The following is a 21,183-nucleotide window of genomic DNA, read 5'->3' on the forward strand; positions in this document are numbered from 1 at the left end:
TTGTCGAACGTGAGCACTCCTAACCCCGCCGCACCCGGCCGCGCCGCCACTTCCGCTGTGGACATCGATGTTCCCGAGCAGATGCGGATTCGCCGGGACAAGCGCGAACGGCTGCTCACCGAGGGTGGTGAGGCCTATCCGGTGGTGGTGCCACGCACCCACACGCTGGCCGAAATCCGTGCCGCCTACCCGGATCTGGAAGCCGACACCCAGACCGGCCTGCAGGCCGGTATCGCGGGTCGCGTCATTTTCGTTCGTAATACCGGCAAGCTGTGCTTCGCCACGCTGCAGGAAGGCGACGGCACCAAGTTGCAGGCGATGATCAGCCTCAACGGTGTCGGCGCCGACGCGCTGGCGGCATGGAAGGCCGATGTCGACCTCGGTGACTTCGTGTTCGTGCACGGCGAGGTCATCTCGTCGCGGACCGGCGAATTGAGCGTGATGGCCGATTCCTGGTCGATGGCGGCCAAGTCGCTGCGCCCGCTGCCGGTGGCGCACAAGGAGATGAACGAGGAGTCGCGCGTTCGTCAGCGCTATGTCGACCTGATCGTGCGTCCAGAGGCCAGGGAAATGGCCCGTACCCGCGTGAACGTGGTCCGTGCGCTGCGCAACGCGCTGGAGCGCCGCGGGTTCCTCGAGGTCGAGACCCCGATGCTGCAGACCATCCACGGTGGCGCCGCCGCGCGTCCGTTCGTCACCCGTTCCAACGCGCTCGACATGGATCTTTTCCTGCGCATCGCGCCGGAGCTGTTCCTCAAGCGTTGCGTGGTCGGTGGCCTGGAGAAGGTCTTCGAGATCAACCGGAACTTCCGCAACGAAGGCGCCGACTCGACCCATTCGCCCGAGTTCGCGATGCTGGAAACCTACGAGGCCTACGGCACCTATGACGACTCGGCGACGATGACCCGAGAATTGATCCAGGAAGTCGCGCACGAGGCATTCGGCACCCTTCTGGTGACGCTTGCCGACGGCACTGAATATGATCTCGGAGGCGAGTGGACCACCGTCGAGATGTATCCCTCGCTGTCGGAGTCGATCGGTGTCGAGGTCACTCCGGAAACCACTGTCGAGGAATTGCTCGCGCTCGCCGATCGGGTGGGTCTGGAAATTCCTTCGGACAAGGGCTACGGTCACGGGAAACTGGTCGAAGAACTATGGGAACACGCGTATGGCGACAAGCTCTACGCGCCGACTTTCGTTCGTGACTTCCCGGTCGAGACTTCACCGCTGACTCGTCAGCATCGCAGCAAGTCCGGCGTCACCGAGAAGTGGGACCTCTATGTTCGCGGCTTCGAGTTGGCAACGGGCTATTCGGAACTGGTGGACCCGGTGATCCAGCGGGAACGCTTCGTCGACCAGGCCAGGTTGGCCGCGGCAGGCGATGACGAGGCCATGGTGCTCGATGAAGACTTCCTCGCCGCGATGGAACACGGTATGCCGCCGACCACCGGAACCGGTATGGGAATCGATCGCTTGTTGATGGCACTCACGGGTTCTGGAATCCGGGAAACGATCCTGTTCCCGATTGTGCGGCCCACTAGTCGCTGACCAGTGAATTCACGGGGTGAAGACCCCGTGTTGGAAATTTCGCATTTCGGGGTATTCTTGCCTCGGGTATTCGGCCTGGAGGCAGGCTTGACGATTTCGAGAGGACGTTCATCTCATGGCAAAGAAGGTCACCGTTAGCCTGATCGACGATGTCGACGGTGAGTCCATCGCGGACGAGACCATCGAGTTCGCTATCGATGGGGTGTCGTACGAGATCGATCTGTCGGACGCAAATGCGGCGCGCCTGCGCGAAGGCCTGGACGAGTGGGTCGCCAACGCCCGCCGTGTGAGTGGCCGTCGTCGGGTGAAGGCTGCCGGTGCGCCCGCGCCGCAGGGCAAGAGCCGCGTTTCCATGGACCGCGAACAGAGCGCCGCAATTCGCGAATGGGCACGCCGTAAGGGTCACAAGGTCTCGGCCCGTGGCCGTATCTCGGCGGAAATCACCGAGGCATACAACAAAGAGGTCGGCAAGAGCTGAGATATCGGCGGCGCGGGCGCCGCGTGTTCGCGGCCCCGGCGGTCCCGCTGTTGAGGAGCCGTTGCTTGCTCCTTCGTCGCGTACGCAACGGCACCTCAACAGCGGGACGGCCGCGAACGGCAGGCTGAGCCTGCCTGCCCCTCCTCGAGGTCGGGGCGTACGGGGCTGGGATCGGGGGTCGGCCGATGTCGGGTCGGGTTTTCGCGTCCGGGTCGTGCGGGTTCGGGGTGGTAGGGAAGTAGACTGTTGGCCGTGCACAAGGTGTTTCGAGTATCCGGCGGTGTCGCGCAGTGAGTTCCTTCCTGCGGTATACCGACGACACCGGTAAGCAGCATGAATTGGCCCTGGAGGCCGGGCAGCAGCGTGTCACCATCGGGCGCAATGTGCAGGCCGACCTGGTGCTCGCGTGGGACGCCGAGGTTTCCCGGCTGCACGCGGCGGTCGAACATCTCGGTGCGCACTGGACCATCATCGATGACGGACTGTCGCGCAACGGCACCTTCGTCAACGGCGAGCGGCTGGTCGGGCGGCGTCGGCTGAGTCCCGGCGACCGGATTCGGGTCGGGACCACGCTCGTGCATTTCTTCGATTTCGGCGGTGTGGTGGATGACGCGACGCATACCGCGTCCGGGTCCATCCCCACGATGCGCTCACTGACCGAGACCCAGCGCGCGGTGCTGGTCGCGCTGTGCCGTCCGTACAAACACGGCACCGGATTCGCGACGCCCGCGTCGAATCAGCAGATCGCCGAGGAATTGTTCCTCTCGATCGATGCCATCAAAACCCACCTGCGCGCCTTGTTCGCGAAGTTCGGGGTGGAAAACCTGCCGCAGAACCAGAAGCGCACCCGATTGGCCGCGCTGGCGATGCAGAGCGGTCTGATCTCCGACCACGATTTGTGAGCGCGACGTTCGCGTAGGTCGGTGAGCGTCTGAACTATGTCGCGGATCCGGTCTGGGCGGTTGACTTACTCGTATCACCGGAGCACGGGATCGAAGCTCCGGACCACGAGTCAGGAGACATCGCATGTTCGCAGTTCGGATGGCCACCATGGTGCTGGCCCTGCTCAGTACCGGACTCATCGCCGGCGTGTTCTACGCCTACGCGATCTCGGTGATGCCGGCGCTGGCCCGCACCGACGACCGCACGCTGATCGACGTGATGCAGAAGATCAACGTCGTGATCATCAACCCCTGGTTCATGTTCGGCTTCATGGGCACGGTCGGTTTCACCGCGCTGGCGGCCGCTCTGCACCTCGGTAAGGAACAGCGCTCGACGCTGATCTGGATCGGAATCGCGTTGGCGCTCAACGTGATCGCGTTCGCCGTCACCGCGGGGCTGAACGTGCCGCTCAACGACGCGCTCGCCGCGGCGGGTGATCCGGCGTCGATCGCCGACACTGCCACCGTCCGTGCGGATTTCGAGGCGACCTGGGTTCGCTGGAATATCGTCCGCGCGGTGCTGCACACGGCCGCGTTCCTGGTGCTGTGTGGCGCGCTGTTCGCCGCCGGCGTGCAGCAGGGTAAGTCGAGTTCGACCACCGAGGTGGCCGCGGCGCCGGTGGCGATGGTTTACGGCCGGTAGTGCCACGCGATCACTAGAACGTGTTCCATGATGAGTGGAACACGTTCTAGTGAGGAGTCGTCCATGCGACGTAGTTCGCTTCTGGTGCTGGCCGCGGCACTGTTCGCCTGCCTGCCCGCCACCGCGTCGGCCCAGCCCCTCCCGGTCGACTACAACTTCTTCGCGGGCATCCCGCCGGAACTCACCAACCCCGGCGGCTCACTACCCGGCGCGAACGATCCGGCCTGCGTCCCCTCGCCCGAACATCCCGACCCGGTGGTCCTGCTGCACGGCACCGGCGGCGGAGGGCAGACGAACTGGGGCTTGTACGCCCCGCTGCTGGCCAACGAGGGCTATTGCGTCTTCTCCCTCACCTACGGCGCCTACGCCCTTCCCTGGCCTGTCTCGGCGATCGGCGGCATGCGTCCGATCGAGCAGAGCGCCGCCGAGGTCTCGGCCTTCGTCGACAGCGTGCTGGCCGGCACCGGCGCCGAGCGCGTCGATCTGATCGCCCATTCACAGGGCAATATCGTCGGCAACTACTACCTCAAGCAGCTGGGCGGCGGCGACAAGGTCGGCAAGCTGGTCGGCATCGCGCCGCCCTGGCTCGGCACCAACGCCTTCGGGGCGGGCGATATCGCCCACTTCAGCCGGGCGCTCGGTGCGGGTCCCGCCTTCGACGCGGTCAGCTCGTCGCTGTGTCAGGCCTGCGGGCAGATGTTCACCGGCTCGCCCTTCATGACCGCGCTCAACGCCGACGGTGTGTACGACTCGCGGGTGACCTACACCAACATCGTCTCCGCCTTCGACGAACTGGTCGTCCCGCACACATCGGGCCTGGTCCCGGGGCCGAACGCCACCTCGATCGTGGTGCAGGACGGGTGCGCGCAGGACTACTCCGAACACCTGGCCATCGCGGGCAGCCCGCGCGCGGCAGGCCACGTCCTCAACGCCCTCGATCCCGCCCGACAGGCCGCGGTGCCGTGCGAATTCGTCCCACCCTTCACCGGTTGAGCCGCATGGCGCAATTTCGCTGTAGGCACAACTGAACTGGAAACGAATGCCCCGACGTGCGCGTTGTCAGTGAGTGACCATGTTGTCGCCGGTCCCCAATAGGGTGGACCGGCGGCGGCGGAATCCCCTGCCAACTAGAGTGGATGGCGGGGGCCGCAACCCCCGGGCTTCATGGCAGGCTGACGGCGAAAGTTGTCGGTCCGACGCCCTAGGTTGTATCGAGCATACTGCGGCGTCTGTTGCCAGAATGTCGGAGCAGGAGAGTGAGGGAGCGATGTTCGAGAGGTTCACCGACCGCGCGAGGCGTGTCGTTGTCCTGGCCCAAGAAGAGGCCCGGATGCTCAACCACAACTACATCGGCACCGAGCACATCCTGCTTGGGTTGATCCACGAGGGCGAGGGCGTGGCGGCGAAGTCGCTGGAGTCCCTTGGAATCTCGCTGGAGGGTGTGCGTAGCCAGGTCGAGGAGATCATCGGGCAGGGCCAGCAGGCGCCGTCCGGTCACATCCCCTTCACCCCGCGTGCCAAGAAGGTGCTGGAGCTGAGCCTGCGCGAAGCGCTGCAGCTCGGCCACAACTACATCGGTACCGAGCACATCCTGCTCGGCCTCATCCGCGAGGGCGAGGGCGTCGCGGCCCAGGTGCTGGTCAAGCTCGGCGCCGACCTCAACCGTGTCCGTCAGCAGGTCATCCAGCTGCTGTCCGGGTACCAGGGCAAGGAGCCCGTCGAGGGCGCCGGTCCGCGCGGCGAGGCGGGCACCCCGTCCACGTCGCTGGTGCTCGACCAGTTCGGTCGCAACCTCACTCAGGCGGCCCTGGAAGGCAAACTCGATCCCGTCATCGGGCGCTCGAAGGAAATCGAGCGCGTGATGCAGGTGCTCTCGCGCCGCACCAAGAACAACCCGGTGCTGATCGGTGAGCCCGGTGTCGGTAAGACCGCGGTCGTCGAGGGCCTGGCACAGGCCATCGTCAACGGCGAGGTCCCCGAGACCCTCAAGGACAAGCAGCTCTACACCCTCGACCTGGGCTCCCTGGTCGCGGGCAGCCGTTACCGCGGTGACTTCGAAGAGCGCCTCAAGAAGGTGCTCAAGGAGATCAACACCCGCGGCGACATCATCCTGTTCATCGACGAGCTGCACACGCTCGTCGGCGCGGGTGCTGCCGAAGGCGCCATCGACGCGGCCTCGATCCTGAAGCCGAAGCTGGCCCGTGGCGAGCTGCAGACCATCGGTGCCACCACCCTCGACGAGTACCGCAAGTACATCGAGAAGGACGCCGCGCTGGAACGCCGTTTCCAGCCGGTGCAGGTGGGCGAGCCGACCGTCGAGCACACCATCAACATCCTCAAGGGTCTGCGCGACCGCTACGAGGCGCACCACCGGGTCTCCATCACCGATGGCGCTCTCGTCGCCGCCGCCACCCTGGCCGACCGCTACATCAACGACCGGTTCCTGCCGGACAAGGCGATCGACCTGATCGACGAAGCGGGCGCGCGCATGCGCATCCGCCGGATGACCGCTCCGCCGGACCTGCGCGACTTCGACGACAAGATCGCCGATGCTCGTCGGGAGAAGGAAAGCGCTATCGACGCGCAGGACTTCGAGAAGGCCGCGCGTCTGCGCGACAAGGAGAAGCAGCTCGTCGCCAAGCGTGCCGAGCGGGAAAAGCAGTGGCGTTCCGGTGATCTGGACGTCGTGGCCGAGGTCGACGACGAGCAGATCGCGGAGGTGCTGGCCAACTGGACCGGCATTCCCGTCTTCAAGCTCACCGAGGAGGAGACCACCCGTCTGCTCCGCATGGAAGACGAGCTGCACAAGCGGATCATCGGCCAGGAGGATGCCGTCAAGGCCGTCTCCAAGGCGATTCGCCGCACTCGCGCCGGTCTGAAGGACCCCAAGCGTCCGTCGGGCTCGTTCATCTTCGCCGGCCCCTCGGGTGTCGGTAAGACCGAGCTCGCCAAGTCGCTGGCGAACTTCCTGTTCGGCGACGACGACGCGCTCATCCAGATCGACATGGGCGAGTTCCACGACCGCTTCACCGCTTCTCGTCTGTTCGGTGCCCCTCCCGGGTACGTGGGCTACGAGGAGGGCGGCCAGCTCACCGAGAAGGTGCGTCGCAAGCCGTTCTCGGTGGTGCTGTTCGACGAGATCGAGAAGGCGCACCAGGAGATCTACAACACGCTCCTGCAGGTGCTCGAGGACGGCCGTCTCACCGACGGTCAGGGTCGTACGGTCGACTTCAAGAACACCGTGCTGATCTTCACCTCGAACCTGGGCACCTCCGACATCTCCAAGGCTGTCGGCCTGGGCTTCACCCAGTCCAACGCCGAGGGCTCGAACTACGAGCGGATGAAGCTCAAGGTCAACGACGAGCTGAAGAAGCACTTCCGCCCCGAGTTCCTCAACCGCATCGACGACGTGATCGTCTTCCACCAGCTCACGAGCGAACAGATCGTGATGATGGTGGACCTGATGATCGCCCGCGTCTCGAAGCAGCTGAAGAACAAGGACATGGCCATGGAGCTGACCGATCAGGCCAAGAGCCTGCTCGCCAAGCGTGGCTTCGACCCGGTCCTCGGCGCTCGTCCGCTGCGTCGCACGATCCAGCGCGAGATCGAGGACCAGCTCTCGGAGAAGATCCTCTTCGGCGAGATCGGCGCAGGCCAGACCATTCTGGTCGACGTCGAAGGCTGGAACGGCGAGGGTCTCGGCGAGGACGCTAAGTTCACCTTCGAAGGCAAGACGAAGCTGACCAAGGCCTCCGCGTCCGACGACAAGCCCGAGGTGGTTCTCACCGGCGCAGCCGAGGGCACCGCGCCCGAGGCCGCCGCCTCCGGCGAGTAACCAGCTGAACCGAAAAAGCCCGCCCCCTGGATCAGGGGGCGGGCTTTTCGCGTCGCGGATCAGCGCGCGCATCGACTACTGACGTGCGCGTTCGAGAACCGGGGCGAAGGCGGTCGACAGCTCGCCCGGGACGATCAGTTCGTCGATTCCATAACGCTCGCTGCGGGATTCGAGGATCTCCACAGCGGCCTGTGGATCGCTGGGGAGAAGTCCGGCGGCTCCTGCGGCGCGGAGCTTGTCGGGGGTGTGGCCGAGGCGGGTACTCAGCCAGGTGGGCAACTGGTCGCCGATGCCGACCAGCTGGAGGGTGAATCGGACGTCGCGGTCGGTGTGGGCGGTGACGGTGCTGACCATGGTGGCGAGGTCGTCTTCGGTCGCGTCCGGTGCCGCCGCCAGCAGGATTCGGTCGGCGTATTCCGCCGCGGTGATGAGCATTCGAGGCCCGCTCGCCGCGATGACCACCGGTGGTGGCGGGTCGACCTGGGCGCGCACCGCGGTGATGGTGTCGATCAGCTGGTTGCGGCGTGCACCCGCCGAACCCCATGGCATGCCGAGCTTTTCGGCCTCCGCTCGCGCGTCCGGTCTGCCGGTGCCGATCCCCAGTTCGAATCGGCCGTCCGAAAGTAGTTGCAGCGCGGCCGTTTCCCGGACGGTCGTAGCGGCGGACCGGAAGGGTGCGGCCAGGACATTGGGCCGCAATCGCAGGTCCTCCGTCACGGCGGCGGCCGCTGCCAGGGCGATGAGCGGGGACGGCGTGTACAGCGTGTCCGGCAGCATCAGCGTGCCGTACCCCCGCGCCTGTGCCCCGGTCACCGCCCGTGTCCACTCCGCCCCGGACCGGGGCATGAGCACGATTCCGAATCGCATCGCTACTTCTTCCCGCGCGGTTCGCTCAGTACCGCGAGCCTGCCGCGGTATTCGTCCTCGGTGATCTCGCCGCGAGCGAAGCCTTCGCGCAGCGCGCCCACCGCGCCGCCGCGTCCCGCGCACCGCCGGCGGGTGAAGAACACCAGTGCGATCACGGTGATCCAGAAGATCACCGGGAAGATCCAGAAGAACGGCCATGGATGCCACCCTCCGTCGTAGTGGTCGGCCAGCAGGGTCAGCGTCGTCGCGCTGTCGAAAATGTTCATGTCTCAACCCTGCTCGCGCGAACGGCCGACGACATCGGCCGCGAGACCCGATCCGGCGTACGTCACCGCGCGTACAACCCGCCGACCGGTACCGTGCAGTGCATCGGAGTTCCATCAGGAGGGGTGCACAGTGACGCAGACCGATGGTGCGCACAGCCTCGATGATGTGCTGGCCGGTGTGCAGTGGCGGTTCGCGGGGCGCGACGAGTTCGCGCTGACGGCGGGTCAGTGGGAGTTCATGACCGAGCCGAGCGCGCTGGTGGTGCTGGACGGGCTGGTCCGGGTCGAAGGGCTCAGCAAGACAGAAGACCTGGCGAGTGGGGACTTCCTGTTCGTGCCCGGCACAGATCGATTCGCGATCAACGCGCTGTCGGCAGGCCGGGTACTGCGGGTGCGTCTGGAACCCGTCGGGACCGGCAGCGCCATGACCGCGCTGCCACAACGGTTGCTGCTGACCGGTTTCGTCGACCACACGCCCCTGGCCGCGACCATGTTCCGCCACTTGGTCGAACAATGCCCCGACCCGTTCGGCGTCCAGGGCGATCGGGTGGCCACCTTGCTCACCTCGATGGCGATCGAGTCCTGGCATGCCCGTGGTTGCGCGCCGCAACGGTGGCTGCTGAAGGTGAACGAGCCCGGGGTGGCGCAGGCGGTGGCCGCGATGCATGCCGACCCGGGGCAGGAGTGGACCGTCGAGGGGCTGGCCAAGATCGCGCTGGCCTCGCGGTCCGGGTTCGCGGCCCGGTTTCAGGCGGCGACCGGCCTCACACCGGGCCGGTACCTGACGAAACTGCGGATCGAGCGGGCGCAACTGCTGTTGGTCGATCACGCTGTGCCGGTCGGCACGGTGGCCCGCCGCCTCGGCTATCGCTCGGAGACGGCATTCGGCCGGGCGTTCCGGCGGCAGACCGGCCGCACGCCGTCGGAGTGGCGGCGTGCGGCCAGGGCACGGCGGATCTCAGTGCCCCGCTCGGGTGAGTGAGCGTCGGATCAGTACCCCGCCGAGGACCGCGGCGACGGCACCGAGCGCGTAGGTCGGGGCCAGGCCGATGCTGTCCACCCCGCGGCCGCCGATCGCCGAGCCGAGGATGATCGCCAGCTGGAAACCGGCGACGATCAATCCGCTGCCCGCTTCCATGCGATCGGGCAGCACCCGCGATACCCACACCTGAACGAGATTGAGGATGCCGCCGAACGCGGCGCCCCAGACGACCACCGCCAGGTAGGCGAGTGGAGCGAACGCCGCCGAGGCGATGATCGCGAGCAGTGACAGGCCGACGGCCGTCGGCACCGCCAGCAGTAGGGCCCCGAGGTGGCGGTCGGCGAGTGCGCCGAGGACGAAGTTGCCGAGCAGGCCACCGACACCGAAGAGGGCGAGCAGCACCGGGATCACCGCCGGGCCCGCGCCGAGCAGTTCGGCCAGGGCCGGGCGGATGTAGGTGTATCCGGCGAAGTGCCCGCCGACGACGGCGACCATGCTGACCAGCCCGAGCGTCACGCCCGGGGCCCGCAGGGCGGTGCCGAGTGCGGCGAACCCGATGCCCTTGCTCGGCGCGATCGGCGGCAGCATCAGCCGCACGGCGACGGCGGTGGCCGCGGTCAGCGCGGCCGCGATCAGGAAGGTCGTGCGCCACCCGGCGTAGGTGCTCAGCAGCACGCCCAGCGGCACCCCGGCCACCGTCGCGACCGTGGTTCCCGCGTTCACGATCATCATCGCCTTGCCGAGCCGTTCGGCGGGGACGAGCTTCGCGGCGATCACCAGCGCCATCGACCAGTAGCCGCCGACAGCCAGGCCGAGCAGCAGCCGCGCGATCAGCAACAGCACGATGTTCGGGGCGAGGGCGACCACCACGTTCGACACCGCCGCGCCGATGGTCAGCCAGATCAGCAGGGTGCGCCGATCCAGGCGGGGGAACAGCGCGCCCGATCCGAGCGCGGCCACCAGCGCGGTCAGCGCCGTCGCGCTCACCGAGAGCCCGACCACGCCCTCCGGCACATTCAGATCGGTCGCCAGCGCGGTGAGTACACCGGGCGGCAGGAATTCGGCGGTCACCAGCGTGAAGCTGCCGAGGAACATGGTCAGCAGGGCGGGCCGGACCCGGCGATCGGTGCTCTGCACCGCCGCGTCGGCCGTCGAAGTCGTTGTCATGCCAGGTGCAACATCGACTGTCGGCCCCGCACTCGCCCGAAACGCCACCGCATCCGACTCAAACGCCGCGTTCCCGGTGATGACCGGGGCGCCACCGGTTTCGACCGAGCATCGGTTCGAACGCGGGGTCTGCGGAACGCGAGCGCTGGTCCCCTGCCCGGGACTCGGGCTTGGCGATACCTTGGCGCTTTCTTTTCGCCGGTCAGACGGTCCTATTTCGCGGCGTACGGTGGGAATTGCCTATCCACACCGACACGGGGGTGTTCGCACACATGACTGATTCCGACCGCACACTGATCGCCGTTCTGCTCGACCGTTCGGGGTCGATGCAGACGATCAAGGCCGATACCGAAGGTGGGTTGGCCGCCTATTTCGAACAGCAACGCAGTGTGCCGAAGAAGATCGAAGTCACGCTCGCGCAGTTCGACACCACCTATGACGTGGTCTACGCGAATGTGCCGCTGGCTCAGGTGCCTGCGCCGAGCTTGCAGCCGCGTGGTGGGACCGCGCTCTACGACGCGCTCGGCAAGCTCGTCACCAGTGTGGGCAGCGAACTGGCCGAGCGCCCCGAACACGAGCGTCCCGGCACCGTGATCGTCGTCGTCCTCACCGACGGCCACGAGAATTCCAGCCGCGAATGGACCCATGCCGCGGTGAAGTCCCTCATCACCCAGCAGCAAGACGTGTACAACTGGACCTTCGTCTTCCTCGGCGCCAACATGGACGCCGTCGAAGTAGGCTCCAACCTGGGCTTCGACCCCGGCTCGGCCATCACCTACGCCCCGGTCGCCGGCGGCGTCCGAGGAGCCTTCGACGCCCTCTCCGCCTACTCCGCCCGAGCCCAAGCCGCCCCCGCGGGCGCCGCCCGCCGCGCCCGCTTCTCCGCCTCCGAACGCCGCCAAGCCGACCAGGGCAAGTAGTCCTACGCCGCGTCGACCTTCTCGAACCGAGCGACGAACCGAACCTCGAGCGCATACGCCAAACGTTCGAGCATGCCGATTGTCGGTGTCCCGCCCCCGGATTCGATCCGTGAGACCTCGGGTTGACGCAGCCCAGCCCGTTCGGCCAGCTGTGTCTGTGTCAGCCCGAGTTCCAGCCGCCGTTCGCGAATGGCTTCGGCCAGCTCGATCGCCAGAATCGCCTCGGCCCGCCCGGCCTCGTACTCGCCCGCGTCGAACCCGGGGCTGCTCATCCGTTCACGGCGCAGGTCGTCCATCGATGGGTGCTCAGTCATGATCGGTTACCTCCTGTCGAAATCTGTGTGGGCACAACCATGTTCCGATTCGCATACCTTGCGTAGTGCCTTGGCTCGCGCCACCTCGTCGGTCTCCCGCATGCGAGTCTTGCGGAAAACTGTCAGCAGCACGATGCGACGACCCGGAGCGAGCCAGTAGGTGATTCGCATTTCTCGCGGGTGAAGGTGAAAGCGGAGTTCACGTACCCCATCGCCAAGATTGCGCGACCACGGTTCGCTCAGAGTGGTTGCACGTTCGGCCAGCATGCCCACATACACGTCTACCTGGCCGTACTCGCGTGTAGTCAGTGAGCGCAGCCATCGGGCTACCTCGGGTTCGAGTTCCACCAGGTACAGGTGCATAGGATTGATCCTATATAGGATCAATCCTATGTAGCAATGGTGGCGCTATTGCCAGCCCGGGCGGACCAGGCCTGATTCGTAGGCGAGGACTACGAGTTGGGTGCGGTCTCTGGCGTCGAGTTTGGTGAGGATTCGGCTGACGTGGGTGCGGGCGGTGGCGGGGGACATGTAGAGGCGGGCGCCGATTTCGGCGTTGGTGAGGCCTTCGGCTACCAGGGTCATCACCTCGCGTTCGCGGTCGGTGAGTTCGGCGAAGGCGGCGGGGGGTGGTTGTTTGGCGTGGGTGGAGAATTCGGCGAGGAGGCGGCGGGTGACGCCGGGGGAGAGGAGGGCGTCGCCCGCGGCGACGACGCGCACGGCGCGGAGCAGGTCGGCGGGTTCGGTGTGTTTGACCAGGAAGCCCGCGGCGCCCGCGCGGATCGCCTCGAAGACGTACTCGTCGAGTTCGAAGGTGGTGAGGACGACGACGCGAACCGCTGCGAGCTGGGGGTCGTCGGCGATCATGCGGGTGGCGGCGAGGCCGTCGAGGATCGGCATGCGGATGTCCATCAGCACCACGTCGGGGACCAGCGCGCGGGTCATCCGGACCGCCTGCTCGCCGTTCTCGGCCTCGCCGATGACTTCGATGTCGTCCTGGGCGTCCAGCAGGGCGACGAAACCGCCGCGCACCAGCGCTTGATCGTCGGCGACGAGGAGCCGGATCTTGGCAGGCGCCGCACCGATCGGTGGCAGTTCGGTCATGCGCCCGCCTCCTTGCCCGCTGCATCCGACGATCGCGCGGACGTGGCCGAAGTCGCTGGTCGAGCGGGCAATCGGGCTGCCACCCGGAACCCGCCGGACGGTCGCGGCCCCGCGGTGAGCGCCCCGCCGAGCGCGTGCGCCCGCTCGCGCATCCCGATGATCCCGTTGCCGCCGATCCCGGTTCGGACAGCGGTTCCGGTCGGCCGGGTGTTGTCGACGGTGATGTCGACCGATTCCGGGGTGTATCGCAGGGTGATCAGAGCCGTCGCGCCGGGCGCGTGGCGCACCACGTTGGTCAGCGATTCCTGCACGATCCTGGCCGCCGCCACATCGATCACGCTCGGCAGTTTCTTGGGCGTGCCGATGATCTTGGTATCGACGTCGAGCCCGGTCGCGCGGGTGCGCTCGAGCAGTGTGTCGAGGTCGTCGAGGGTCGGTGCGGGCGCCCGCGGCGCGGGACGCGGCGGCGGCGGGGGCGAATCCTCCACGACACCACTGTGTTCCGGGTACTCCGGCACCACCGTCGCGCCACTGCGAATCGCGTGCAGCAGCGTGTGCACCTCGGTCAGTGCCTCTTTCGACGTCGTCTTGATGGTCGCCAGCGCCGCGGCCGCCTGCTGCGGCTTGCGATCGAACAACTCCAGCGCCACCGACGACTGCACATTGATCAGCGAAAGACTGTGTGCCAGCACATCGTGCAGTTCCCGAGCGATCGCCAACCGCTCCTCGGAGGCCGCCCTGGCCTGCTGAGCTTGCTCGTCGCGTTGTGCCGCCTCGGCCCGCTGCCTGCGCGCGAGCACCACCGCGCGGCGCTGCCGCACGCCCTCGGCGATCGCGACCAGCACACCCATCCAGGCCAGCAGGCCGAATATCTGCCACGCGTCGGAGTGCCGCCCGAGCAGGGCGGGCAGCGGCCACACCATCGTCAGATAGCCGATCGCGACCACCGGGTAGGTGCGCCATCGCGATCCGGTGACGGCGGCCGACAGGAAGGCGATCACCAGCGACAGGAAGATCGGCCCGTACCCGTAGTCACGCAGTACATAGGTCACCGTGGCGATCAGCGACACCGCCAGCACCGCTTCGGGCACTACCCGCCGGAAACCGAGCGCCACCGGCCCGGCGAGCAGCAGCAGATACGCGAACGCGTCCAGTGACCGCACTCCGGTTTGATGCGAATTCGCACCGGAACTACCGGCCAGCTGGATCACCGCGACCACCACTGCCAGGCCCCAGTCCTGAACGACTGAGCCACGCTCCCACTTCGCAGACGCTCCCACGTGCCCAACCCTATTGTGTGCGCTCACCCACCGCGTCGGCCTGCGCACGTATTTCCCGCGGGAGACCGCGTAGTCCGCGCGGCGTAGGGCCGTGCACGCCGCAGGACGGATGTCCCGGCACCCCCTGAGCGCGGATTCTGTTTTCCATGAACGAATCGATCGTGGTCACCACCGAGTTGACCAAACGCTATGGCGAGCACCTGGCGGTGGACGGGGTGAGCATGCGGGTCGCGGCCGGGGAGATCTACGGATTCCTCGGGCCCAACGGCGCGGGCAAAACCACCACGTTGCGCATGCTGGCCGGTCTCATCCGGCCCAGCGCCGGCACCGCGACCGTGCAGGGCCTGTCGCCGGGCGATCCAGAGGTGCTGCGCCGAATCGGTGTACTCATCGAGGGCCCCGGCTTCTACCCGTACCTCTCCGGCCGCGACAACCTGCGGGTATTGGCCCGCTATCGCGGCCACGGCAATGCCGAGGTCGACAAGGCACTGGAACGCGTCGGCCTGGCCGACCGGGCAGGCGACCGCTTCCGGACCTATTCGCTCGGTATGAAACAACGTCTCGGCGTCGGCGCGGCCATGCTCGGCGACCCGGACCTGCTCATCCTCGACGAACCGACCAACGGCCTCGATCCGGCGGGCCTGGCCGAAATGCGCACGCTCATCACCGATCTCGCGGCCTACGGACACACTGTGCTGCTGTCGAGCCACCAGCTCACCGAGGTGCAGGAGATCTGCCACCGCGTCGGCGTGATCTCCGGTGGACGCCTGCTCGCGGAATCGACGGTGGCCGAATTGCGCGGCACCGCGACACTGCTGGTGCGCGCCGAGCCCGTGGACGTGGCTCTGGACGCCGTACGCGCCGTTACCGATGCCCCCGCTCGAGCCGGCGCGGACGGCATCAGAGTCGACACCAGTGCCGCGCTGGCCCCCGAGGTGGCGCGGGCCGTCGTGTCGGCAGGCGCGGACCTGCTCGAACTGCGAGTGGACGAGAAATCGCTGGAAGAAGTGTTCTTCGAGATGACGGCTGTGGAGGTCGCGAAATGAACGCCATGACAAGGGATCTCACCGCGAGCATCCGCGCGGAAGCGCTACGCCTGGGCCGCTGGCCCGCCTTCTGGATCGTCCTGGGCACCTGGATCCTGCTCAACCTGACCTTCGCCTATCTCTTCAACTACCTCGCCTACACCTCGGGCGAAAGCAGTGCGATGTCGGACGGGCTGCCGCGCGATGTCCTGCTCGGCCAACTCATGCCCGCCGCGGTCCCCGAGGTGTTCACGCAGGGCATGTCGATGTTCGGCGGCGCGCTGGTGCTGATCCTCGGCGCTCTCGCGGTCGGCAGCGGATATGGCTGGGGCACGTGGAAAACCGTGTTCACCCAGGGCCCGAGCCGAGGTGCGGCGGTAGCGGGACTGCTGTCGACCCTGCTGGTAGTGGTCCTCGCCCTCGTCCTGGCGGCCTTCGCCGTCGACGTCGGCATCGCCTCGGTGATCGCGGTCGGTGAATCCCAGCCGGTCACGATGCCCGCCCTCGACGACTCTCTGATCGGAATCGTCACCGGTACAGCGATTCTCGGCATGTGGATGCTCGCGGGAGCCCTCATCGGCGCCGTCGCCCGCGGTCCGGCACTTGCCGTCGGCCTCGGTCTGGTCTGGGTCCTGGTGGTGGAGAACCTGCTTCGCGGTGTGGCGGGGATCTTCGGCCCGATCGAAGCCGTCACCGATCTGCTCCCCGGCACCGCCGCGGGCTCGCTGGCCGGGGCGATGCGCACCGTGGAGGGACCGGCCAACCCCGGAGTTCTCGACATCCTCACCCGCGGTGAATCTTTCGCTCTTCTGGCCGTGTACGTGATGGCCTTCGCCGGTGGCACCATCTGGTTGATGACCCGCCGCGATCTCACCTGACGCGCTGAGATCGCCGAACCCGGCAGCAGGTAGCGGCAGTCCGAAACGGACTGCCGCTACCTGCGCGTCGGGTCAGGACCAGCCGGCCGGGTTCGACGCCGACTCGCGGGAGATGCCCGAGCCCGTATCGGGGAAGGCGCCGAACCGCTCATGGTGCAGGTGGGCGAAGAAATAGCACATCTGCTCGCATTCGGCGTCGGTGGTCGCGGCCTCGGGGTCGGAGCTGACGGCGTCGTAGTAGTCGCGGCCCATGGCCACGATGAATCCGCGGGCGTAGAGGAAGCCGTCGTCGGAGCCGTCGGTGATCGCCTGGAGGTCGGCGCGGTCGATGTCGTAGAGCGCGCGTTCGGCGACGCGGTCGAGCGCGGTCAGTTCCGCGCTGCTGAAATCTGTTGACAGGGTGCTCAGCTGGGCGAGGAAGGCGTCGAGCCGGCTGTCGAGGTCGCCTGCTGCCGACCGCAGGGCGGCGGACGGTTCGGTACCGGTGGCCGTCCAGGCCGACGCGATCAGATTCCAGAATCGGGAGATGTCTTCGGGGGTGCTCGTCACCTGCCGGACGGTACTGCTCGGGTCCGACACGCAGCGGGGTCCGAGGTCATCGATCAGGCACGCAGGAGCCGCTGGGCGAGTGTGGACAGACCGGCGGTGATCTGCTCGGGCGACAACCCGCGTTCGCGTTGCTGGAGGTAGACCTCGGCGGCGAGTGGCGCGAGGACCGTATCGACCAGCGAATCCGGCTGTGACACACCGGCTTCGACCAGCAGCGACCGTACGTGCACCGACCAGAACCCGTAGGCGCCGGTGGCGAAGCGGGCGCCGCCGGTCTCCGCGCCGAGTACCAGATGGGCGTGGGCGGTGAGTAGTTCGATCATCGCCGCGTAGAAGGCGGCCAGGCGATCGGCCGGGGGAGCACCGGGGCCGAGCGGGGGTGCGCCGCGTAGGAGCTGTTCCTGGAGGGCGCGTTCGTGCTCGTCGAGCAGGGCGACGGCGATCGCGTTGCGGTCGGGGTAGCGGCGGTAGAGGGTGCCGCGGCCCACGCCGGCGGCCTTGGCGATGTCGTCCATGGTGACCGTGCGTGGGTCGCGAGTGGCGAAGAGCTCGGCAGCCGCTGTCAGTACTTTCGCGCGATTGCGGGCCGCGTCGGTGCGCTCGGTGGGTGGCTGCGCGTCGAGCGCCAAGCCGGTGATCAGGTCGGATCGTGGCTCCATGGGTCGACTGTAGCCCGACAACGAATATCTGGACAACATGTCCACTTGTGCTCTATCGTCGAGAAATCAACAAGTGGACAGCATGTCCAGTTAGGAAGATGTCATGACTCACCTGCTGCACCTCGACGCCAGCGCTCGGACGAACTCCCTGAGCCGCAAGCTGGGCGCCGAATTCGTCCGGGCCTGGCGCGACGCCGAACCCGGCGGCACCTACACCTATCGTGACCTCGCCGCCGAGCCGACGCCGTTCATCGACGAGGGCTGGACCGAACTGTGTGACGCCGTCCTCGCCGCCGGGGTCACCGACCTCGACCGGCTCGCGGAACTCGCCGTCACTCCCGGGGCGAAGGCCGCGTGGCGGGTGGTCGAACCGCTGCTGGCGCAGGTGCTGGCCGCCGACGTGATCCTGATCGGCACACCGATGTACAACTACTCCGTCCCCGCTGCGCTCAAGGCATGGCTCGACCAGGTCACCTTTCCGCGAATGTCGCTGGGGGAACGCAGGTTCGTCGTGGTGACCGCCCGCGGCGGTGCGTACTCGCCCGGTGCGCCCAAAGCGGCGTTCGACTATCAGGAACGCTTTCTGCGCGACTTCTTCGCCGGCCACTTCGCGGTCACCGACACGGTATTCGTCAACGCGGAACTGGCCAATGCCGTGCAGGATCCGAACCTGGCCCATCTGCGCGACGCGCACGCAGCCTCGCTCGCCGCCGCGCAGGCCGAAGTGCGTTTGCTCGCAAAGGATTACGTGCGATGAGCTGGATGTTGCTCGGCCTGGCCGGGCTCGTCGAAATCGTCTGGTCGCAAACCATCAAACCGACCGAGAATTTCACCAGACTCGGTCCGACCCTGCTCTGCGTCGCGCTCGGCTCGCTGGCCGTATATCTGCTCTCGCGCGCCATGCAGACCCTCCCGGTGGGCACCGCCTACGCGGTTTTCACCGGAATCGGCGCGCTCGGCGCGATCGGTCTCGGGGTGCTCGTGCACAAGGATCCGCTGAGCGCGGGCCGCGCGCTGGCGCTGTCACTGATCCTCGGCGGCATCGTGCTCGCGCGTGTGACGAATCCTGAGTAACTCTGTCGCACACCCGATGCGAGGATCGGCCGGTCATGACCGGTAAGGTCGGCTGATGGACCAGCCAGTTCGCCCCCCGGACCTGTCCACGCGGCCACACGAGCTCACGGTCGAGCGCGTGATGAAAGCCCAGCCCAGCCTGCTCTACGCGGCCTGGACCCAAGGCTTGGATTTATGGCTGGCCGTTCCCGGATCGGTGCTGATGCGCCCCGCCGTCAACGAGCCCCTCTACTTCGACACCGGTTCGCCCGAAAAGCGCAACCCCCATTACGGCCGCGTTCTGCTGCTCGAGCCGAATCGGCGGATCGAATTCACCTGGGTCACCGCCGCCACCGACGGCGTGGAAACGGTGGTCGCCGCCGAATTCCTCAAACAACCACGCGGCATCCGCCTGCGCCTACGCCACTCCGGATTCCCCACCGCGGCGATCCGGGATCTGCATCAGCAGGTCTGGCCGGACAAACTCGAGCGTCTCGACGAAATCACCAGCGCCACCGTCTGAGCATCCGAGTAGGTTCGTCATCGCCACGCAAGACAACTCGAACCGAAAGGATCGCAATGCCGACTCGCAGCGCACGCACACTCTGGTCAGGCGGACTGCAGGACGGGTCCGGGCAGGTCGAACTGGTCAGCTCGGGGGTGGGCAAGTTCGATGTGAGCTTCCCGCGCCGGGCGGCCGACACGGCCGAGGGCACCAGCCCGGAGGAACTGATCGCGGCGGCGCATTCGTCGTGCTATTCGATGGCGCTCTCGGCGGAGATCGCCAATGCCGGTGGGACGCCGGAAAGCCTCGACGTCAATGCCGATGTCACCCTCGCGCCGGACCCGGCCGGTGGGTTCCGGATCAGCAAGATCAAGCTCACCGTGCGCGGGCGTGCCTCGGGGCTGGATGCCGACGGGTTCGCCGCGGCCGCCCTCGCGGCCAAGAACGGTTGCCCGGTCAGCAAGGCCCTCACCGGTGTGGCCGAGATCGAGCTGGACGCGGCACCGGCCTGAGCGGCGCCCGCCGTCACCGCTGGGTGAACCAGCGGTGCGCGGCGGGGGTGTACATGGCCGGGATCGCGATGACGACGGCCAGGACGTGCACGGTCCGGCAGCCTGCCAACACGGTCGAGCTGGGGGACATGCCGTCGAACAGGGTCGTGTAGTCGTCGGTCGACAACACCACGGCCAGCGGCTCGATGATCAGCGAGACCAGGCCCACCACGCCGATGCCGACGGTGAGCAGCGCACGGGCCACCCGGCTGCCGTTCAGCATGTACAGAGCGACCCCGGCGACGGCCAGGTAGATGGCGAGCCGGGGTAGCAGACCCGTTGCGGTGGCGCCGAATTCATCGCCACCACGAACGGCGCGCAACAGTCCTTCGGCGACCCCGGCGGCGAGGGCGGTGACGAGTCCGCCGAACGCGACATTCACGGCGCGGGGGCGAGTGCTGGAAACAAGAAAGGCAGTGCCGGTCATGACACCGACACTGCCGTTCTCAGCTGCTCGCGAGGATCACCCTGCGGTAGGAACCTTGTCCACTACCGGAGTGCTACGCCGCGAGGCGAATTCCGTGAGCGCGGCGAACGCCAGCCCCAAACTCACCCACAGCGTGGTGGTTTCGGCCAGCGAGGCCACCCGGAAGTTCCACAGCAGGGTGGCGGGGAAGTCGTCGGCCACCTCGTTCACGCCGGGGAGCAGCGCGTAACCGACCGTGGTGACCACGACGAACGCACCCACCCCGGCGATGAGTCGCAGCGTGTCCGACGCGGCGAGCGCGCGGTAGGCCGCGACGGCGGCCGCGACGGCGAGCAGGCCGAGGACGACGGCCGCGACCCACAGCCAGGTGCGCTCGTTGATGGTGTCCGGATCACCCACCGCGGGCGGGTTGGCCGGATATTTGAAGAACGGCACCGCGACGATCGCCGCCCACGCGAGAACCGCCGAGGTCAGCGACAATTGGGGCCCCGACAGATTCGTGAACCGGCGAGCCACGTTCACCGCCGACGCGAACAACGCGCCGAACGCCATGCCCGCCAAACCCAGCGCGAGGAACTGTCCCGCCTTCTGGCCCGACCGGCTGACCAGCGGTTCTTCCTCGTCGCCGTGGGAGTGTCCCTGCGGCTGCGCGGCTTCGTGGCCGTGCTCGGCCGGAGCGGCCGCGGCCTCTTCGATAGCGATCGCGGCGTCCACCTGGGGCTCGCCGACGAAGTAGCCCACTGTCGCGGCCAGCAGGCCGGCGATCAAGCCGGCCAGCAGGCCGCGCAACAGCAGGGTCTTGAGTGATCCGATCAGTGGCACGGAACACCCAGCAGGTGACGTCCGTCGTGCATCAGCTCGTGCAGGAACATCCCGCTACGCGAGACGGCCCCCTGGTCGAAACCGACCAGGTACAGGGCGAGCAGTGCAAGCAGGACGACACCGACCGTGACGAGCACGGTTGCGAGGGTGTCGAGACCGGTAGACCGGCTGGGTGAATGCGCGATAGCCATTCGGGTCCTCCTCTGGGGATACGCGTCCCACGGTTGAAGTGTGGTGCGAAGGTGCCGGTGTCTGGCTCTCCGGCACCGGGGACCCGGTACTTGGATACAGTGGCGCGACCGCTCCGGATTTACACCGGAATTACCGCGCACCCTCGCGGATGTTCCCTCGAACTGTGACAGCCGCGAG

Annotated in this window: 26 protein-coding genes; 14 read left to right on the top strand and 12 right to left on the bottom strand. The window is 67.2% G+C overall.

Annotated elements, in window-relative coordinates; all coding sequences use genetic code 11:
* Window positions 1–81: 81 nt before the first annotated feature.
* The 6 genes from lysS (at window position 82) to ACFVJ5_RS11845 (ending at window position 7,445) form a co-directional block, all read left to right on the top strand.
* Window positions 82–1,548 carry a lysine--tRNA ligase gene (gene lysS, locus ACFVJ5_RS11820; RefSeq protein WP_379220618.1) on the top strand — a complete coding sequence of 489 codons (1,467 nt, stop codon included), beginning with the start codon at window positions 82–84 and terminating at the stop codon, window positions 1,546–1,548.
* A 115-nt stretch (window positions 1,549–1,663) separates the two neighbouring features.
* The gene (locus tag ACFVJ5_RS11825) at window positions 1,664–2,026 is read left to right on the top strand and encodes an Lsr2 family protein (RefSeq protein ID WP_067454241.1); all 363 of its coding nucleotides are present in this window, start codon (window positions 1,664–1,666) and stop codon (window positions 2,024–2,026) included.
* Window positions 2,027–2,316: 290 nt separating this feature from the next.
* Window positions 2,317–2,928, top strand: a complete 612-nt coding sequence (locus ACFVJ5_RS11830; protein ID WP_101464728.1) for an FHA domain-containing protein — start codon at window positions 2,317–2,319, stop codon at window positions 2,926–2,928.
* Between the two features lie 124 nt (window positions 2,929–3,052).
* Window positions 3,053–3,610 (top strand): DUF1772 domain-containing protein, encoded by a 558-nt coding sequence (locus ACFVJ5_RS11835; protein WP_379219983.1) that lies wholly within the window; start codon window positions 3,053–3,055, stop codon window positions 3,608–3,610.
* A 63-nt stretch (window positions 3,611–3,673) separates the two neighbouring features.
* Window positions 3,674–4,603: a lipase family alpha/beta hydrolase gene (locus tag ACFVJ5_RS11840; protein ID WP_379219984.1), complete on the top strand. Its 930-nt coding sequence runs from the start codon at window positions 3,674–3,676 to the stop codon at window positions 4,601–4,603.
* 274 nt (window positions 4,604–4,877) lie between these two features.
* The gene (locus ACFVJ5_RS11845; protein WP_379220620.1) at window positions 4,878–7,445 is read left to right on the top strand and encodes an ATP-dependent Clp protease ATP-binding subunit; all 2,568 of its coding nucleotides are present in this window, start codon (window positions 4,878–4,880) and stop codon (window positions 7,443–7,445) included.
* 75 nt (window positions 7,446–7,520) lie between these two features.
* Here the strand turns inward: ACFVJ5_RS11845 and ACFVJ5_RS11850 are convergent, their stop codons facing one another.
* Window positions 7,521–8,312 (bottom strand): LLM class flavin-dependent oxidoreductase, encoded by a 792-nt coding sequence (locus ACFVJ5_RS11850; RefSeq protein ID WP_379219985.1) that lies wholly within the window; start codon window positions 8,310–8,312, stop codon window positions 7,521–7,523.
* A gap of 2 nt (window positions 8,313–8,314) precedes the next feature.
* Window positions 8,315–8,578, bottom strand: a complete 264-nt coding sequence (locus tag ACFVJ5_RS11855) for an SHOCT domain-containing protein (RefSeq protein WP_379219986.1) — start codon at window positions 8,576–8,578, stop codon at window positions 8,315–8,317.
* 130 nt (window positions 8,579–8,708) lie between these two features.
* Between ACFVJ5_RS11855 and ACFVJ5_RS11860 the strand changes: the two genes are divergently transcribed.
* The gene (locus tag ACFVJ5_RS11860; RefSeq protein WP_379219987.1) at window positions 8,709–9,560 is read left to right on the top strand and encodes a helix-turn-helix domain-containing protein; all 852 of its coding nucleotides are present in this window, start codon (window positions 8,709–8,711) and stop codon (window positions 9,558–9,560) included.
* On the opposite strand, the gene ACFVJ5_RS11865 is transcribed toward ACFVJ5_RS11860, so the two are convergent.
* Complete coding sequence (locus ACFVJ5_RS11865) at window positions 9,537–10,727, bottom strand: MFS transporter (protein ID WP_379219988.1); 1,191 nt, start codon at window positions 10,725–10,727, stop codon at window positions 9,537–9,539. The two genes, ACFVJ5_RS11860 and ACFVJ5_RS11865, sit on opposite strands and share 24 nt — an antisense overlap.
* A gap of 272 nt (window positions 10,728–10,999) precedes the next feature.
* Here ACFVJ5_RS11865 and ACFVJ5_RS11870 point away from each other — a divergent pair, with 272 nt between their 5' ends.
* The gene (locus ACFVJ5_RS11870) at window positions 11,000–11,647 is read left to right on the top strand and encodes a VWA domain-containing protein (protein WP_379219989.1); all 648 of its coding nucleotides are present in this window, start codon (window positions 11,000–11,002) and stop codon (window positions 11,645–11,647) included.
* A gap of 2 nt (window positions 11,648–11,649) precedes the next feature.
* Here the strand turns inward: ACFVJ5_RS11870 and ACFVJ5_RS11875 are convergent, their stop codons facing one another.
* The 4 genes from ACFVJ5_RS11875 to ACFVJ5_RS11890 are packed head-to-tail and all read right to left on the bottom strand — an operon-like array spanning window position 11,650 to window position 14,345.
* Window positions 11,650–11,961 (bottom strand): helix-turn-helix domain-containing protein, encoded by a 312-nt coding sequence (locus ACFVJ5_RS11875; protein WP_378631540.1) that lies wholly within the window; start codon window positions 11,959–11,961, stop codon window positions 11,650–11,652.
* A 6-nt stretch (window positions 11,962–11,967) separates the two neighbouring features.
* The gene (locus ACFVJ5_RS11880; protein WP_378631542.1) at window positions 11,968–12,324 is read right to left on the bottom strand and encodes a type II toxin-antitoxin system RelE/ParE family toxin; all 357 of its coding nucleotides are present in this window, start codon (window positions 12,322–12,324) and stop codon (window positions 11,968–11,970) included.
* Between the two features lie 45 nt (window positions 12,325–12,369).
* Window positions 12,370–13,065 carry a response regulator gene (locus tag ACFVJ5_RS11885; protein WP_379219990.1) on the bottom strand — a complete coding sequence of 232 codons (696 nt, stop codon included), beginning with the start codon at window positions 13,063–13,065 and terminating at the stop codon, window positions 12,370–12,372.
* Window positions 13,062–14,345: a sensor histidine kinase gene (locus tag ACFVJ5_RS11890; protein ID WP_379219991.1), complete on the bottom strand. Its 1,284-nt coding sequence runs from the start codon at window positions 14,343–14,345 to the stop codon at window positions 13,062–13,064. The genes ACFVJ5_RS11885 and ACFVJ5_RS11890 overlap by 4 nt, the downstream gene beginning before the upstream one ends.
* A 146-nt stretch (window positions 14,346–14,491) precedes the next feature.
* Between ACFVJ5_RS11890 and ACFVJ5_RS11895 the strand changes: the two genes are divergently transcribed.
* Both ACFVJ5_RS11895 and ACFVJ5_RS11900 read left to right on the top strand, forming a co-directional pair.
* Window positions 14,492–15,391: an ABC transporter ATP-binding protein gene (locus ACFVJ5_RS11895; protein WP_379219992.1), complete on the top strand. Its 900-nt coding sequence runs from the start codon at window positions 14,492–14,494 to the stop codon at window positions 15,389–15,391.
* The gene (locus ACFVJ5_RS11900; protein ID WP_379219993.1) at window positions 15,388–16,248 is read left to right on the top strand and encodes an ABC transporter permease; all 861 of its coding nucleotides are present in this window, start codon (window positions 15,388–15,390) and stop codon (window positions 16,246–16,248) included. Before ACFVJ5_RS11895 ends, ACFVJ5_RS11900 begins: the two co-directional genes overlap by 4 nt.
* 72 nt (window positions 16,249–16,320) lie before the next feature.
* Here the strand turns inward: ACFVJ5_RS11900 and ACFVJ5_RS11905 are convergent, their stop codons facing one another.
* Both ACFVJ5_RS11905 and ACFVJ5_RS11910 read right to left on the bottom strand, forming a co-directional pair.
* Window positions 16,321–16,797 (bottom strand): DUF4240 domain-containing protein, encoded by a 477-nt coding sequence (locus ACFVJ5_RS11905; protein ID WP_379219994.1) that lies wholly within the window; start codon window positions 16,795–16,797, stop codon window positions 16,321–16,323.
* A 53-nt stretch (window positions 16,798–16,850) separates the two neighbouring features.
* Window positions 16,851–17,456, bottom strand: a complete 606-nt coding sequence (locus ACFVJ5_RS11910) for a TetR/AcrR family transcriptional regulator (RefSeq protein WP_379219995.1) — start codon at window positions 17,454–17,456, stop codon at window positions 16,851–16,853.
* 103 nt (window positions 17,457–17,559) lie between these two features.
* Between ACFVJ5_RS11910 and ACFVJ5_RS11915 the strand changes: the two genes are divergently transcribed.
* Genes ACFVJ5_RS11915 through ACFVJ5_RS11930 form a run of 4 tightly spaced genes read left to right on the top strand, consistent with a single transcriptional unit; the run spans window position 17,560 to window position 19,526 of the window.
* Entirely contained in the window at window positions 17,560–18,213 is a 654-nt protein-coding gene (locus tag ACFVJ5_RS11915; protein ID WP_379219996.1) for an FMN-dependent NADH-azoreductase, read from the top strand.
* Entirely contained in the window at window positions 18,210–18,530 is a 321-nt protein-coding gene (locus ACFVJ5_RS11920; RefSeq protein WP_379219997.1) for a DMT family transporter, read from the top strand. Before ACFVJ5_RS11915 ends, ACFVJ5_RS11920 begins: the two co-directional genes overlap by 4 nt.
* Window positions 18,531–18,585: 55 nt before the next feature.
* Complete coding sequence (locus ACFVJ5_RS11925) at window positions 18,586–19,032, top strand: SRPBCC domain-containing protein (RefSeq protein WP_379219998.1); 447 nt, start codon at window positions 18,586–18,588, stop codon at window positions 19,030–19,032.
* A gap of 56 nt (window positions 19,033–19,088) precedes the next feature.
* The gene (locus ACFVJ5_RS11930) at window positions 19,089–19,526 is read left to right on the top strand and encodes an OsmC family peroxiredoxin (RefSeq protein WP_379219999.1); all 438 of its coding nucleotides are present in this window, start codon (window positions 19,089–19,091) and stop codon (window positions 19,524–19,526) included.
* 13 nt (window positions 19,527–19,539) lie between these two features.
* On the opposite strand, the gene ACFVJ5_RS11935 is transcribed toward ACFVJ5_RS11930, so the two are convergent.
* From ACFVJ5_RS11935 to ACFVJ5_RS11945, 3 genes are read right to left on the bottom strand one after another with little or no spacing between them, the layout of a single operon-like run.
* Window positions 19,540–19,992, bottom strand: a complete 453-nt coding sequence (locus ACFVJ5_RS11935; RefSeq protein ID WP_379220000.1) for a hypothetical protein — start codon at window positions 19,990–19,992, stop codon at window positions 19,540–19,542.
* A gap of 36 nt (window positions 19,993–20,028) precedes the next feature.
* Entirely contained in the window at window positions 20,029–20,814 is a 786-nt protein-coding gene (locus ACFVJ5_RS11940; protein ID WP_379220001.1) for a CbtA family protein, read from the bottom strand.
* Window positions 20,805–21,005, bottom strand: coding sequence for a CbtB-domain containing protein (locus ACFVJ5_RS11945; protein ID WP_019044677.1), 201 nt, complete (start codon window positions 21,003–21,005; stop codon window positions 20,805–20,807). Before ACFVJ5_RS11945 ends, ACFVJ5_RS11940 begins: the two co-directional genes overlap by 10 nt.
* Window positions 21,006–21,183 lie beyond the last annotated feature (178 nt).

This window comes from Nocardia sp. NPDC127606 (assembly GCF_042671725.1).
Lineage (GTDB): Bacteria > Actinomycetota > Actinomycetes > Mycobacteriales > Mycobacteriaceae > Nocardia.